The organism is Mycobacterium sp. 1245499.0 (assembly GCF_001673615.1).
Lineage (GTDB): Bacteria > Actinomycetota > Actinomycetes > Mycobacteriales > Mycobacteriaceae > Mycobacterium > Mycobacterium europaeum_A.
In genome coordinates this window covers 1-14,166 of sequence record NZ_LZMG01000215.1, presented here as the reverse complement: position 1 = coordinate 14,166, position 14,166 = coordinate 1, and the positions used below count along the sequence as shown (strand labels likewise).

At 67.0% G+C, this 14,166-nt stretch carries 9 protein-coding genes, 1 tRNA gene and 2 pseudogenes; 9 read left to right on the top strand and 3 right to left on the bottom strand.

Translation table 11 applies throughout. The features are described 5' to 3' along the window. Together A5646_RS12330 and A5646_RS12325 are read left to right on the top strand one after the other, a co-directional pair. Window positions 1–415 (top strand): annotated as a pseudogene (locus A5646_RS12330) (Ig-like domain-containing protein); the annotation flags it as partial. 543 nt (window positions 416–958) lie between these two features. Continuing rightward, entirely contained in the window at window positions 959–3,568 is a 2,610-nt protein-coding gene (locus A5646_RS12325; RefSeq protein ID WP_067021903.1) for an ATP-binding cassette domain-containing protein, read from the top strand. Between the two features lie 13 nt (window positions 3,569–3,581). On the opposite strand, the gene A5646_RS12320 is transcribed toward A5646_RS12325, so the two are convergent. After that, the gene (locus A5646_RS12320) at window positions 3,582–6,773 is read right to left on the bottom strand and encodes a kelch repeat-containing protein (RefSeq protein WP_067021902.1); all 3,192 of its coding nucleotides are present in this window, start codon (window positions 6,771–6,773) and stop codon (window positions 3,582–3,584) included. A gap of 434 nt (window positions 6,774–7,207) precedes the next feature. Here A5646_RS12320 and A5646_RS12310 point away from each other — a divergent pair, with 434 nt between their 5' ends. After that, the gene (locus A5646_RS12310; protein ID WP_067021898.1) at window positions 7,208–8,038 is read left to right on the top strand and encodes an LLM class F420-dependent oxidoreductase; all 831 of its coding nucleotides are present in this window, start codon (window positions 7,208–7,210) and stop codon (window positions 8,036–8,038) included. Between the two features lie 102 nt (window positions 8,039–8,140). Then, entirely contained in the window at window positions 8,141–9,043 is a 903-nt protein-coding gene (locus A5646_RS12305) for an SAM-dependent methyltransferase (RefSeq protein ID WP_067021896.1), read from the top strand. Between the two features lie 31 nt (window positions 9,044–9,074). Here A5646_RS12305 and A5646_RS12300 read toward each other — a convergent pair whose 3' ends face one another. Further along, window positions 9,075–9,878, bottom strand: coding sequence for a mycofactocin-coupled SDR family oxidoreductase (locus tag A5646_RS12300; protein ID WP_066866682.1), 804 nt, complete (start codon window positions 9,876–9,878; stop codon window positions 9,075–9,077). Window positions 9,879–10,167: 289 nt separating this feature from the next. Here A5646_RS12300 and A5646_RS12295 point away from each other — a divergent pair, with 289 nt between their 5' ends. After that, complete coding sequence (locus tag A5646_RS12295) at window positions 10,168–10,407, top strand: helix-turn-helix transcriptional regulator (RefSeq protein WP_231998301.1); 240 nt, start codon at window positions 10,168–10,170, stop codon at window positions 10,405–10,407. Beyond that, the gene (locus A5646_RS12290; protein WP_067021894.1) at window positions 10,388–11,689 is read left to right on the top strand and encodes a type II toxin-antitoxin system HipA family toxin; all 1,302 of its coding nucleotides are present in this window, start codon (window positions 10,388–10,390) and stop codon (window positions 11,687–11,689) included. Before A5646_RS12295 ends, A5646_RS12290 begins: the two co-directional genes overlap by 20 nt. Window positions 11,690–11,869: 180 nt before the next feature. Here the strand turns inward: A5646_RS12290 and A5646_RS12285 are convergent. Further along, a tRNA-Gly gene (locus A5646_RS12285) sits at window positions 11,870–11,943 on the bottom strand. A gap of 170 nt (window positions 11,944–12,113) precedes the next feature. Here A5646_RS12285 and A5646_RS12280 point away from each other — a divergent pair. The 3 genes and pseudogenes from A5646_RS12280 to A5646_RS12270 form a co-directional block, all read left to right on the top strand. Beyond that, window positions 12,114–12,749 (top strand): hypothetical protein, encoded by a 636-nt coding sequence (locus A5646_RS12280; protein ID WP_197499429.1) that lies wholly within the window; start codon window positions 12,114–12,116, stop codon window positions 12,747–12,749. Between the two features lie 29 nt (window positions 12,750–12,778). Then, on the top strand, window positions 12,779–13,351 hold the full coding sequence (gene dcd / locus A5646_RS12275; RefSeq protein WP_066879589.1) for a dCTP deaminase: 573 nt from the start codon (window positions 12,779–12,781) through the stop codon (window positions 13,349–13,351). Between the two features lie 131 nt (window positions 13,352–13,482). Beyond that, window positions 13,483–14,166: pseudogene (locus A5646_RS12270) on the top strand (hypothetical protein); the annotation flags it as partial.

Below are 14,166 nucleotides of genomic sequence, written 5' to 3'. Positions count from 1 at the left end.
CCGCGACGAGGTGGTCGGCGTGGCGCACCCCATCCAGGTGCGCTTCAAAGCGCCCATCACCAACCCGGCCGACCGGCAGGCGGCCGAGCGCGCCGTCGACGTCAAGTCGACGCCCGCGATGACCGGCAAGTTCGAATGGCTCGACAACAAGGTTGTGCAGTGGGTGCCGGATCGATACTGGCCGGCGCACAGCACGATTCCGTTGACGGTGGGCGGCGCGGCCGCCGAGATCAAAACGGGCCCCGCCGTGATCGGCGTCGCCAGCATCTCCGAACACACCTTCACCGTCAGCATCGACGGCGCCGAGGCGGGACCGCCGACGTCGCTGCCCGCGCCGCACCACCGGCCGCACTTCGGCGAGCAGGGCGTGATGCCCGCCTCGATGGGCAGGCCGGAATACCCGACGCCGGTCGGCCGGGTTGGTGATGGGCGCTTTGAAGCGCACCTGGATGGGGTGCGCCACGCCGACCACCTCGTCGCGGCCCGGGGAAATCGACGCGATCGCAAACCCATGCGACTCGTTGGCCGCCGCCAGGCTCACCCCGGCCGGCGTCACGACAACACTCGCCGCGGTTCCGATCACCGCAAGAACACACCGAACACCCGTCCGCATGGCTCCAATTCCTTTTAACTGACAGAGTTGTAATAGGGATGATAAATGGGCGTTGACCTGCGGAAGCGTAAGGGCGCGTCGATATTTGGGCACGCGACGGTCACGGTTTGGGCACGGGAGGTTTAGCGTCGCGGCGCGGTGACCAGGCGCTCGGATGGAGGGCCACAAAAGCCAGCCCGACGAGCCGTCGGCCGCGAATCGTGACCGTGTTGTGACGGCGCGGCCCGGGCACCCGGGCGCCCGTCGCGACGGCGAGGGGCCCGTCCAGCAAATGCGAAGGGCGGGGCGGCGACCAATATGACCAAACCGCTGGCGCTTGGTGGCGGCGGGTCGAATACTGATGGGATGAGTAGGCCCGCACCGCCCGTGCTGACTGTTCAATCTGACTGGTCACGGCGCAGTTTCGCTGCGGGCCACGATCTCGTCGTCGGAAGTGATCTCCGTGCCGACATGCGGGTCGCCCATCCGCGGATCGCCCGCGCGCACCTGCTGTTGCGGTTCGACCGGGGCAAATGGCTCGCGATCGACAATGGATCGCCGACCGGGATGTTCGTCAACGGGAGCCGGGTGTCCGTCGTCGACATCCGCGACGGCCAGAGCATCAACGTCGGAAGCCCCGACGGGCCGCGGTTGAGCTTCGTGATCGAACGCCCCGACCGGACCGTGGGTCAGCTGCCGCCGACGGTCGAGGGGATGCAGGCCCTGGCCCGGCCCGGTGCCATGCGGCCCCCTCGCCCGGAGCCGGCGCAGCCCGTCGGCGGCTCGGCTCCCCGCATCGCGCGCCAGCAGCCGGCCCCGCTGCGCCACGGGCCGCCACCTCCGGCATCGCCACAGGCCAGCGGCCCGCGCCGGGCCGTCGGCTATCCGAACCAACCGCCGCCTCCCCGCGGTCCCCAACCGCCGCCCGAACGGCCCGCCGGGGTGCCGGCCAAGGGCCAACCGCTGACCGAGATCGGCGCGCAAGCCCTCGAAGCTGCGGAGTTCGACAGCACCAACCTGCGGCGCGCGGTGCAGCGGTCCCGGTCGAGGCTCGCGGCGCCACCCACCGGCGCCGCCGTGATCGGCCGCGCCGAGGACAGCGACATCGTCATCTCGGACGTCCTGGCGTCGCGCCAGCATGCCTATCTGGTGCCGGGCCCGACCGGGATGGAGATCCACGACGCCCACAGCATCAACGGCACGTTCGTCAACGGCACCCGAATCCTGTCGGCGCCGCTGACCGAGGGCGACGTCGTCACCATCGGCAACGTCGACCTGGTGTTCAACGGCGAGATCCTGCTCCGTCGCGCCCAGGCGGCCACCCGCACCGGCGGGCTGGAGGTGCGCGAGGTCGACTTCGAAATCGACAGCAAACGCCTGATCCACAAAGTCTCGCTGACCGCCAGGCCCGGCACGCTGACCGCCCTCATCGGCGGGTCCGGGGCCGGTAAAAGCACGCTGTCGCGGCTGATCGCCGGCGCCACCTGTCCCAGCTCGGGCTCAATCACCTTCGAAGGGCACGACATTCACGCCAGCTTCGCGTCGTTGCGCAGCCGGATCGGGATGGTGCCCCAGGACGACGTCGTGCACCGCCAGCTGACCGTGACCCAGGCGCTGAACTATGCCGCCGAGCTGCGCCTGCCGCCCGACACCAGCAAAGAGGACCGCGCGCAGGTGGTCGCGCAGGTGATCGAGGAACTCGGGCTGACCAAGCACGCCGACACGCGGGTGGACAAGCTGTCCGGCGGGCAGCGCAAGCGTGCCTCGGTGGCACTCGAGCTGCTCACCGGGCCGTCGCTGCTGATCCTCGACGAGCCGACCTCCGGCCTGGATCCGGCGCTCGATTTACAGGTCATGACCATGTTGCGGCAGTTGGCCGACGCCGGTCGGGTGGTGCTGGTGGTGACGCACTCGCTGAGCTATCTCGACCTGTGCGACCAGGTGTTGTTGATGGCGCCCGGCGGCAAGACGGCGTACTGCGGGCCGCCCGACGAAATCGAAGCGACCATGGGAACCACCAACTGGGCCAAGATCTTCGGCATGGTGGGGGCGGACCCCGACGAGGCCAACCGTCGGTTCCTGGCCCAGCTCAAACCGCCGCCGGCGGGACCCGAGGCGGAGAAGCCGGCCGACCTGGGCGCGCCGGCACGCTCGAGCACCCGTCGTCAGTTCGCCACGATCGCGCGCCGCCAGGTTCGGCTGATCGTCGCCGACCGCGCCTACTTCATCTTCTTGGCGCTGTTGCCGTTCGTGATGGGCGCGCTGTCGCTCACCGTTCCTGGCTCGACCGGATTCCGTGTCGCCGATCCCAGCGGCGACGGCTCCGACGAGCCGGGCTCGGTGTTGATGTTGCTCACCATGGCCGCCGTGTTCATGGGGACCGCGCTGACCATCCGCGACCTCATCGGCGAGCGCCCGATCTTTCGCCGGGAACAGGCGGTCGGCCTGTCCACCAAGGCGTATCTGCTCGCGAAGATGGCGGTGTTCTTCGTGTTCGCCGTCATTCAGTCGGCGATCGCCACGACCATCACGATCCTGGGGAAGGGGGCGCCGACGCGCCCGGCCCTGCTGCTGGGCAGTGCCACCCTCGAGCTATACGTCGCAACCGCCGCGATGTGCGTCGCCGCCGCGATGGTCGGCCTGGTCCTGTCCTCCCTGGCCCGGTCCAACGAGCAGATCATGCCGCTGCTGGTGGTGTCCCTGATGCTGCAGTTGGTGCTCTGCGGGGGCATGGTCCCGGTCACCAACCGGCTCGGCCTGGACCAGATGTCGTGGGCGGTGCCCTCGCGGTGGGGCTATGCGGCGCAGGCCTCGACGGTCGACCTGTGGGCCATCGAGCCCGGCCCGCTTGCCCCGAAAGACCGCCACTTCAAGCACACGGCCTCGACCTGGCTGTTCGACGTGGGCATGCTGGCGCTGTTGACCATCGTGTACGCGGGATTCGTGGGGTGGCGCAGTCGGCTCAAGCGCCACTGATCCGCCGTCACCGCTAGATGAAGTCCAGGGCCTCGACCGTAGCGACCGGGCCTTCGTGGGTGGGCCGGTTCGCGCCACCGATGCAGTAGACGGTGTTACCCACCGTCGCGACCGCCTCGGCGTGACGCGGGGTGGGCATCGGGGGCAGCGCGCTCCAGGTTCCGTTGGCGATGTCGTACATCTCGGCCACCCCCAACACCCGCGTCGGCTCCTCACCGCCGACCGCCAGGATCCGGCCGTCGATGAACGCGGCGCCGTAGCTGCCGCGGGGGGTCGGCATGTCGACCAATTTGGTCCAGCTGCCGGACTGGGGGTCGAACCGTTCGAACGCCGCGGAGTTCTTGTCGGCCGACAGGAATCTGCCGCCGACCGCGTAGACGTAGGTGCCGTCCGACACCGCCGCGAGATGTTCACGCGGAGTTGGCATCTCTGCCGCGTCGTGCCACGAGCTGCCGTCGAAGACCTCGGTCTGACCGACGAGTTGCTTGGCGTTCTGGCCGCCGACGGCCACGAGTTTGTCGCCGACCACCGCGGCGGCCAGCGCCGCGCGGGCGTGGGTGAGGTTCGGCAGTTCGACCCACTTGCCGGCGCGCAACGCGAACACCTTGGTGGACGCTTGGGTGAGGTCGCTGCTGGCGCCGCCGAGCACCACCACCTCGCCGTGATAGGTCGCCGCGGCGGCGTGGTGCAGCGGGATTGGCAGTGGCGGTTGCGGCTGCCAGGTGCCGGCGCGCGGGTCGTAGCTTTCGACCGTCGACAACGCCACGCCGTCGCGCAGGCCGCCGACGATCCAGATCTTGTCGTCGAGCACGGTCCACGCCGTCATCAGCCGAGGCGTCGGCGCATCGGGCAGGGAACGCCATTGCGCGGCGGGCTGGATTCGGCGCGCCGGCAGCTGCAGCGCCTCGGCCGACGAGGTGGCCTGGCCGTCGCCGACCTCGCTCGACCCGCCGATCGCGAACACGGCTTGCCCCACCGCGTCGACCGCCATGCCGTGGCGCGCAATCGCAAGATCCGGCAAGCCGGCCCACGCGTTCGTGGTCAGATCGAACACCGACACGCTCTTGAGGACCTGCCCGGCCGACTGCCCCCCGACGGCCACCAACCGCCGATCGGCGATCGCCACGCCGAGATCACCGCGTGGCTGGGGGAGGTCGGGCAACCGCGTCCAGCTTTTCGCGGCAGGGTCATACGCCTCGACGGTCGGCAGGTCGGTGGTCCCGTTGCTGCCGCCCACCGCGTACACCAGCTTGCCGTCCGACGCCGCGGCCAGCATCTGCCGCGGGGTCGGGATCGGCGTGCCGAGGGTCCAGGAGTTGCCGTCGAAGACCTCGGTGGTGTTCAGCGGGGCGCCGTTCGCGTCGACGCCGCCGGTGACGACGATGCGGTCGCCCACGACCGCGGCCGCGGCCGCCGCCCGCGGTTGCAACAGGTGGGGCAGCTCGACCCAGTGGCTGTTGACCACCCGCCAAACCTGGTCGCTGGCAACCTTTTGCGCTCCCGCGGCCCGCCAGCCGCCGAGCACGATCGGGTTGCCCCGCCACGTCACCGCCATCGCGTGCTGAACCGGAACCGGAAGATCGTCGCCGCTCTTCCAGCTGTCGATCACCGGGTCATAGCCCTCGTGGTTGGCGACGAGCGCGTGGTTACTGCCCAATCCGCCGAAGATCCAGATCGTGCCATCGGCCTGCGTGGTCGCCGCCGCCTGGCGCGCGATGCGCGCGTTGGTGATCGGCTGCCACTTCACGGTTTGGCCGCTCGGTTGACTGGCCGCGGGCTGGTGGTGTTTGTTGCCCTGGGTGAGCAGCACGTAGACGCCGCTGCCGAGCACCAGCACCGCCACCACGATCCCCAGCACGATCAGGGGCGCCGTCAGGCGATTGCCCTTCTTGCCCGACGAGCCCAGCCACTTCACCGCCCCGGCGGCCGGCCCGCGACGCGCGACGGCGGGTGGGTCGGCGTCGCTCGGCGGCGCGATCGCGTCGGTCATGCTGGTCGGTTCGGCGATCGCCTCGGTGGGTTCGGAGGTGGTGGGCCGGGCCGGAATTGGGCCTCGCCTGTCCGCGGGGCGTGGCCCGGTGGGCTGGGGGCTGGTGGGACGCGGCGGCGCGGGCGGCGTTCGGCGATCGGTGAGCGGATGGAGCAGCGAGGTGCTGTCCGGGTCGGCGTTTCGCGGGGCAGGTTTGGCGATGCGCGGCGGTCGCGGGGCGGGTGCCCCCGTCTTCCCGCCATGCCCGGCCGGTGAGGTCCGCGGCTTCGCCAGACCCGCCGAGCCGCCCACCGTGCGCCCCGCGCCCGCGCCGACGGCGGTGATGGCCATCGCGTCGGGCTTCAGGCCGTTGCGGCGCAGGCTCTCCTGCAGTCCGCGACCGAACTCCGCCGCCGACGCCGGCCGCTCGGCCGAGTCGACCGCCATCGCCGTCTCGATCGCCGCGCACACCGCGTCGGGGATCCCGCCGGGACGCAGGTCCGGGACCCGCGTGTTGTTGATCCGCGTGTAGTGCGCGAGCAGGTCTTCGCTGCCGCGGCGCTCGTAGGCGGGGTTACCGGCGATGAGCGAATACAGGGTGGCGCCAAGCGAATAGACGTCGCTGCCGACGGTCGCGGGATCGCCCGCCATCACCTCGGGCGCGAGGTAATCGATTGTGCCGGAGAACAATCCGGCCGCCGTCTCATATCCGCCGGCGATGTGGGCGGTCCCGAAGTCGGTCAGTTGCGGTTCGCCGTAGTCGTTGACGAGGACGTTCGCGGGCTTGATGTCGCGATGCAGCGTGCCGCTCAGGTGTGCGGTTTCCAGTGCGCCGCAGAGCTTTACGCCGATCCGCACGGCTTCCGGCCAGGCGATGGGGCCCTCGCGCTGCACCCGCAGGCCCAGCGAGCCCGCGGGGCAGTACGACATGACAATGTAGGGGCGGCCGCTCGCGGTCAGGCCGACCCGCAAAATGTTGACGATGTTCGGGTGCCCCGAGAGCCCGCCCATGGCGTAGCCCTCGCGCAGAAACCGTTCGCGGCCGGCGTCGTCGATGAAGGTCGGCAGCACCTTGATCGCCACATTGCGCCCGAGCGCTGTCTCGCGACAGCAATAGACCACCCCGGCGGCGCCCCGAGCGATCTGGCGGGCGTTGTCGAACCCGGCAGCGGCTAACTCCGCCACGACCTCGCTCGCTCCCGACGCCGGGGCGCGAGCCTTGGGTTTTTCAGCCATTACCTGGCCCCAACTTCCCAGGCGATTGATCAATCGGGGTCAAGCGTAGCGAACATCGGATCGCCGTCAGTGCGGTTCCGGCGACAATCCTGGCCGCTAACTCGGTTGGCTCGTGCGTTGTCGCCGCGCTTCGCCCGCGGTCTCAACGTCGATGGCGTCGGGGGCCCGGCTCTGCAGATGCTGGCCGGTCTGGTACGGCAACCGACTGACGATTGCACGCGCGCAGCACCCGCTGACTGTCTGCGCCGCTACCGGTAAAGCCGCAGTCTGGTTGGCGTCCGCGGTCTCGGCGACGCTGATCACGAGGACAGCAAGGGGGTTTCTCGAGGCGTCCGGCGATTCGGCCACCCGCACAGGTTGCATTGCGGTGGCGGTCGTTTCGGAAGTCACGCGGGACGCTGCAACCCCTTGCATGACTAACGGTCGAGGATCAAATGGACTTTGGTATTTCCACGTTCGTAACCGACAACAGCATCGACACGGTGTCGCTCGCTCGCGCGATCGAAGACCGGCACTTCACTTCGCTGATGGTGGCCGAGCACACCCATATACCGGCCTGCCGGCAGTCGCCATATCCACTCGGCGGCGATTTGCCCCCCGAGTTTTACCGGACCCTCGATCCCTTCGTCACGCTGGCCGCTGCCGCGGCGACGACGTCGAGAATCGAACTGTTCACCGGTATCGCGCTGTTGGTCCAACGCGATCCGATCATCGTGGCAAAAGAGGCCGCGAGCATCGATTTGATATCGAACGGCCGGTTCGCCTTGGGCGTGGGCGCAGGCTGGAATCTCGAGGAACTGCGCGACCATGGCACCGACCCGAAGACGCGCGGTGCGCTGCTCGACGAGCGGATCGAGGCCGTCAAGGCGCTGTGGAGCGACGAACCCGCCGAATACCACGGCACGTATGTCAATTTCGACGCGTCCTACATCCGGCCCAAGCCGGTCCGGCAACCGCATCCTCCGGTCTTCATCGGCGGCAACTCCGCGGCAGCGGTGAAACGGGTGATCCGGCACAACGCGGGGTGGCTAGCCGTCCCAACGCCAGCGGAGGCCTTGATCATGCGGACCAACGAAATGCGTGACGGTGCGGGCTACGACGTCCCGCTGGCGATGTTCGGCGCGCCCGTCGACCCAGGCTATTGGGCCGTGGCCGACAAGCTGGGGTTCGGCCAGGTGGCGCTCCTGTTACCCACGCTGCCGACCGACGAGTCACTTCGACTGCTCGATGACTACGCCGCCAAGGTTGATCAATACCGTGGCTAGGGCTTCGATGCCGGGGAACTCGCCTGCTGCCCGAATCGCGCGCCGCTACCCAAAGCTTTCGGCGCGACAAATCTTGGCAACCGAAATCCCAAAGGAGCGAACATGACCCGAACCGACGACGATAGCTGGGGCTTGAAAACCAGCGTGGGAGCCACGGCCACGATGGTGGCCGCCGCGCGGGCCGTCGCCAGCAAGAGCCCCAACCCGCTGATCAACGATCCGTTCGCCGAGGATTTGGTTCGGGCAGTCGGAATCAAGCTTTTTACCCAGATAGTCGATGGACTGGTCTCGTTTTCGGAGATCGGGGCGGGCTGGCTTCCGGCGTATTTCGGTCTTCGCAGTAGAGCCTTCGATGACTTCGCCACCCAGGCGTGCTTCCTGGGTCTTCGACAGGCGGTGATTTTGGCATCCGGATTGGACAGCCGCGCGTACCGATTGGACTGGCCGTCGGGGATATCCATCTATGAAGTGGATCAACCCGAAGTCATCGGCTGGAAGCGAGATATCTTGGCAAAGCTGGGATGCGCGCCGGCGACGCACCACCGTTGCGTGGGCGTCGATCTCCGACGTGACTGGGCGAAAGCATTGCTGCAAGCGGGGTTTGACGACACTGAGCCGACAGCATGGATTGTGGAAGGTCTCCTGGTCGGCTATCTGCCACCCCGGGCGCACGACGAAATACTCGATGCGATCACGGGATTGAGCGCCCCGGGCAGCCGGATAGTGGCCGACCACACCGACATTCGTCGTCCCGATCTGATCAATGAATTTCTCAGCGAGTTCCATGACCAGTGGTGCCAGCGTGACTCCAGCCTCAATTTGCGAGGACTGACCTTTTCGGGGCCCCGGCAAGATCCTGCGGTGTATCTGGCGGAGCGTGGCTGGGTAACACACAACGCGAACGTGACCGACCTCTTGCGCGCCGCTGGGCGATCTCCGTCCGCGGCGGCTGAATTTCCCGCGTCTTCAGAATTCATGCTGTTTCTGAACGGGGTCCGTAACTAGACGGCCCGCCGACTGCATGCGGAGCCGATCGTCAGTGGATGCGTGCGCTGCCGCCGAGGCCGATCTCGAGCACGCTTCCGGTGATCACTCCGGGGTCGGTGACCAGGTACACCACGCCGCGGCTGACGTCCTCGGGCTGTAGCCAGGGTTGCGGTATCGGGTTGGCTTTGGTCATCCGGCGCACGAGGTCGTCGGGGACGTCGTCGCTTCCGGTGGGTTGCACCATCGGCGTCTGGGTGGTGGTGGGGCAGACCACGTTGATCGTGATGCCCTCCTTGGCGACCTCGAGGGCGGCGGACTTCGCCAGGCCGATGACGCCCCACTTGGTGGCGTTGTAGGCGGCCAGCTCGGGGATGCCCATGCGGCCGCCCATCGAGGAGGTGACGACGATCCTGCCGAACCGCTGCTGGCGCATCACCGGTATCGCGGCGCGCAGGGTGTGAAAGGCGCCGGTCAGGTTGGTGTCGATCAGCTGTTGCCACACCACGTCGCTGACGTCTTCCAGCACCCCGGTGCTGACGATTCCGGCGTTGGCCACCACGATGTCGAGGCTGCCTAGGTCGGCGACCGTCTGGGTGATCGCGGCGTTGACCGCGGCCGCGTCGCGCACGTCCAAGGTGATCGGCACGCAACGCCGGCCCAGTTCCTCGACGAGCTTGGTCGTTTCCCGTAGGTCGTCCTCGGTGCCCAGGGGATAGGTCAGGTCCGTCATCGCCTGCGGGGCATCGGCGACGACGATGTCGGCTCCTTCGGCGGCCAGGGCCAGCGCATGCGAGCGGCCCTGTCCTCGAGCTCCGCCGGTGATAAAAGCCACGCGTCCGTCCAAAGCACCCATGGCGGTAAAGCTACCAGCGGGTTACGCGCTTGCCGGCGCGCCGGGTGGCGTTATGAAACCGATTGCTGTGGGCGAGGTTTCGGCGCTATGCTCCCCGCCGCTCGGCGTTCTTTCTCCATCGCGCATCCGCTACAGATGGAGCGTGCGTGCTATATATCTCGATCATTCGAGTCCACGCCCGAGATGATAGAAATATTAATCATCAGGCGCCTGGGACCCAATGATAAAAATATTGATCATCGGGGCATATCCACCGTATGATTAAAATATGCATCATCAAGTACCGTTGGTGTACGACACCATCGAATTCGGCGAACACGTCCGGCGCGCGCGCCAGGACAGGGGCTTCAACCAGGATGAGCTCGCCAACCGCATCGGAGTCAATCGTATGACCATCTCCCGTCTCGAACGGGGAGAATCTGTCAGCGTCGATATAGCCCTGCGCGCGCTTTCGGAGTGCGGCATGGCGCTGGCGCTAGTGCCGAAGTTTTCCCGAATGACGACAATCGATGGCGCGCAAAGCGCTTGACGTCTGGCTGTACGGCGTCCACGTCGCACGGCTGAGCGAGCCGCGCCGCTTCCGTCTGCGTCTGGAGTTCACCGAGGAAGCGCTCGACAACTTCGGCGAGGGGAGTCGAGTCCTGTCCTTGGCGTTACCCATCTCGCGAAAACCTGTCCAGGACCGGGACGGCAAGTTGCAGGTCTCGGCCTTCATCGAAGGTCTTTTGCCAGAAGGCAACCTGCGTCGCCACATCGCCACCGAGGCTGGTGTGCCAGTCAACGACACGATGACGCTATTGGAACGGTTGGGCGCGGAATGTGCGGGTGCGGTCCAGATTCTCACCGAAGGAGCGAAACCCGGTGCCGGCCGGGTCCGCCGATTGACGAAGCAGGAGGTCGACACTCTGATCGCGGACCTGCCGACCTACCATCTACCTGAGGGCACCACGCCACAGGCATCGCTCGCCGGTATTCAGGACAAAGTGCTCTTGGTAGCTCTTCCCAACGGCGAATGGGGTTGGCCTGAAGCAGGTGCGGCTTCGACGCACATCATCAAACCCGAGCCGCTCGGCGGCGCCGTGAAGCTTCTCATTCAGACGGAAGATTGGGCGCTACGAGTGGCGCGCGGCGCAGGCATCGATGCCGCAGAGCCGCGAATAGATCGCTTTGGTGGACGCACGGCCATTGTCGTGGTCCGCTATGACCGAGGCCCTGACGGCACTCGGCTGCATCAAGAAGATTTCTGTCAGGCACTAGGTCTCGATCCCGCGGCCAAATACGAGAGCACCAGCGAAGCAACTCGTTTGGGCTCGAGGCTACGACGCGTGGCACGCGCGGCCGCACCGAGGGCGTTGGATCCTGACGGCTTTCGATTGGCGTTGCTGCAGGCAGTCACGTTTAACGTCGTCATTGGCAATAGTGACGCGCACTCAAAAAACTACTCAGTGATGATCGGCCGTGATGGCAGTGTGTCGCTGGCACCGATCTACGACGTCGCGCCGGTCATGTACCTGGATCCCGCATTCAAGGGCACCGGACATGTGATCAACGGGAAGACGGGTATTGACGGCATCGACGTCGATGATCTGACGGCCGAAGCGGTTTCCTGGGGCATGGGACAGCGACGAGCACGTGCGGCGGTACGGTCATGCATGGAGCGGATATACAGCTCAGTCGAGCGCATCGCACTTCCCCCGGGAGCCGAGTCGGTCAAGGCGAACCTTGACCAGTTGTGGATCCAACGCTCTTGGGGCACAGCGTCTTTGAAATCCGGGCGCTCAGACTCGGCCGGGAGCGGCAGCAGCCCGTAGAGGTGCCGTGTTTCGGTACGCCCCTCGCATCCAGGGCGAGTCCGAGGTCGACAAAGTGTCGTGAGGCGCATGGGCGCTTACGCGTGCTGAGACCAATATGTCGCCGGGGGCCGGCCGTTCAATGGATCACCGTGACGCTGACACGGCGTCGTCATCGCGCCGCATCGCCGCGGGTAAACGTGGAGCCGATGACGGGAATCGAACCCGCGTATTCAGCTTGGGAAGCTGATGTTCTGCCATTGAACTACATCGGCACTTCTCGCCAAGGAAGGCTAGCACCCGACGGGAGCCGTCGAGGTCAGGACCGCTCATCGGCTCCGGCGCTGCGGCCGTCGCGCGCCGTCGCACCGAACCGGAGTTATTCCTTTCACAAATTCACATTCGCATATTTATTATTCCGTTATTGCGCCGTAATGTGCTCGGGGTGGGTCGGCACAGGTTAGCCAGGAAGCGACGTAAACCGTCGGTGGCCCTGGCTGCGGTGCTCGCCCCCGCGGCCGTGTTCTTCGCGGTGTCCTCGGACGTCACCCCAATTGCGCCGCATGTCGAGGCCAAGCCCGTTATCAGCGAACCCGCCCCGTGCTGCGCGCAAATCGTGACCGTGGCGTCCAATCGCCTCCTCACCGGCGTAGGCGATGCCGAGCCCGCCGCGGCGTCGCGGTATCACACCCGGGCCCCGCTGCTGACCGCCGACGTCGCTCCCGAACGCGGCCTGCAGGTCCGGACGATCCTGGTCGCCCGCAGCATCACCGCCGACTTTCCCCAGATCCACGAGATGGGGGGAGTGCGCCCGGATCCGTTGCCGTGGCACCCCCTGGGGCTGGCGCTCGACGTGATGATTCCCGACCCGGAATCGGCGGAGGGTATCGCGCTGGGCAACGCGATCGTCGCCTACGTGCTGCAGAACGCCAACCGCTTCGGCATCCAGGACGCGATCTGGCGCGGCGTCTACTACACGCCCGGCGGAGCGCAGCCGAGCCGGCTCGGCCACTACGACCACGTGCACGTCACGACCACCGGCGGCGGATATCCGACCGGCGGCGAGGTCTATCTCCGCTGAACGCGTCCCCCGGAGGCTAGGCTCGTCGCGTGCTGCTCTCCGATCGCGACCTCAGGGCCGAAATCAGCGCCGGGCGGTTGGGCATCGACCCGCTGGACGACGCCCTGGTGCAGCCGTCGAGCATCGATGTGCGACTTGACTGCATGTTCCGGGTGTTCAACAACACCCGCTACACCCACATCGACCCGGCCAAGCAACAGGACGAGCTGACCACCTTGGTCGAACCCGTCGCCGGCGAGCCGTTCGTCCTGCACCCCGGGGAGTTCGTGCTGGGCTCGACGCTGGAACTCATCACCCTGCCCGACGACCTCGCCGGCCGCCTGGAGGGCAAGTCGTCGCTGGGCCGCCTCGGCCTGCTCACACACTCGACGGCCGGGTTCATCGACCCGGGCTTCAGCGGTCACATCACGCTGGAGCTGTCCAACGTGGCCAACCTGCCGATCACGCTGTGGCCGGGCATGAAGATCGGTCAGCTGTGCATTCTGCGGTTGACCAGTCCCGCCGAACATCCTTACGGCAGTACGCAAGTAGGTTCGAAGTACCAGGGCCAGCGGGGACCCACCCCGTCGCGGTCCTATCAGAACTTCATAAGGACTACATAGGTTCGCAGCGGCCCTCCCGCACCCCTGCTGGGCGATACTTAGTTAGCCATTGGTTTTTCCTCCGCCTGGCCGTGGCTCATCGTGCAATACCTTTGGAGGGGTTTGTATTGGATATCGTGCTCGGGGTGTCGATGGCACCGTCATCGATCCAGATGGTCGTCCTGGAAGGCGAATACGCCGACGGCGCAACCGTAGAAGAGGACGTGTTCGACGTCGCCGACGTCGACGATGCGGCCACCGCGACCGGGCCCGACCAAGTGATCTCGGCCATCTTGGGCACCCGTGAGGGCGCGGCCGACGCCGGCATGGAACTGTCGTCGATCGGCGTGACGTGGACGGATCAACTCGAAGCCGCGGCGCTGCGCGACGCGCTGACCGCCCACCGGATCGACAACGTCATGCTGGTGTCGGCGTTTTTGGCCGCGGCGGCGTTGGCGCAAAACGTCGGCGGGGCAATGGGTTACGAGCGCACCGCGGTGCTGCTGGTGGAACCCGACACCGCGACGCTGGCGGTCGTCGAGACCTCCGACGGCTCCATCCCCGACGTCTATAAGCAACAGATCCACGCCCAGTCCTACGGCGATGCCGCCGAGCAACTCAGCGCGATGGTCGCCGGGATGGAGAAGCTGGAACTGTTGCCCGGCGGCCTGTTGCTGGTCGGCTCGGCTATCGACGTCGGGCCGCTGAAGCCGGTGTTGCAGTCGACGACCTTCCTCGACGTGAGTGTGGCCGAGGAACCGGAGACCGCGCTGGCCCGCGGGGCCGCGCTGGCGTCGGCGAACGCGCCGCTGTTTGCCTCGTCGACCGCCGCGCTG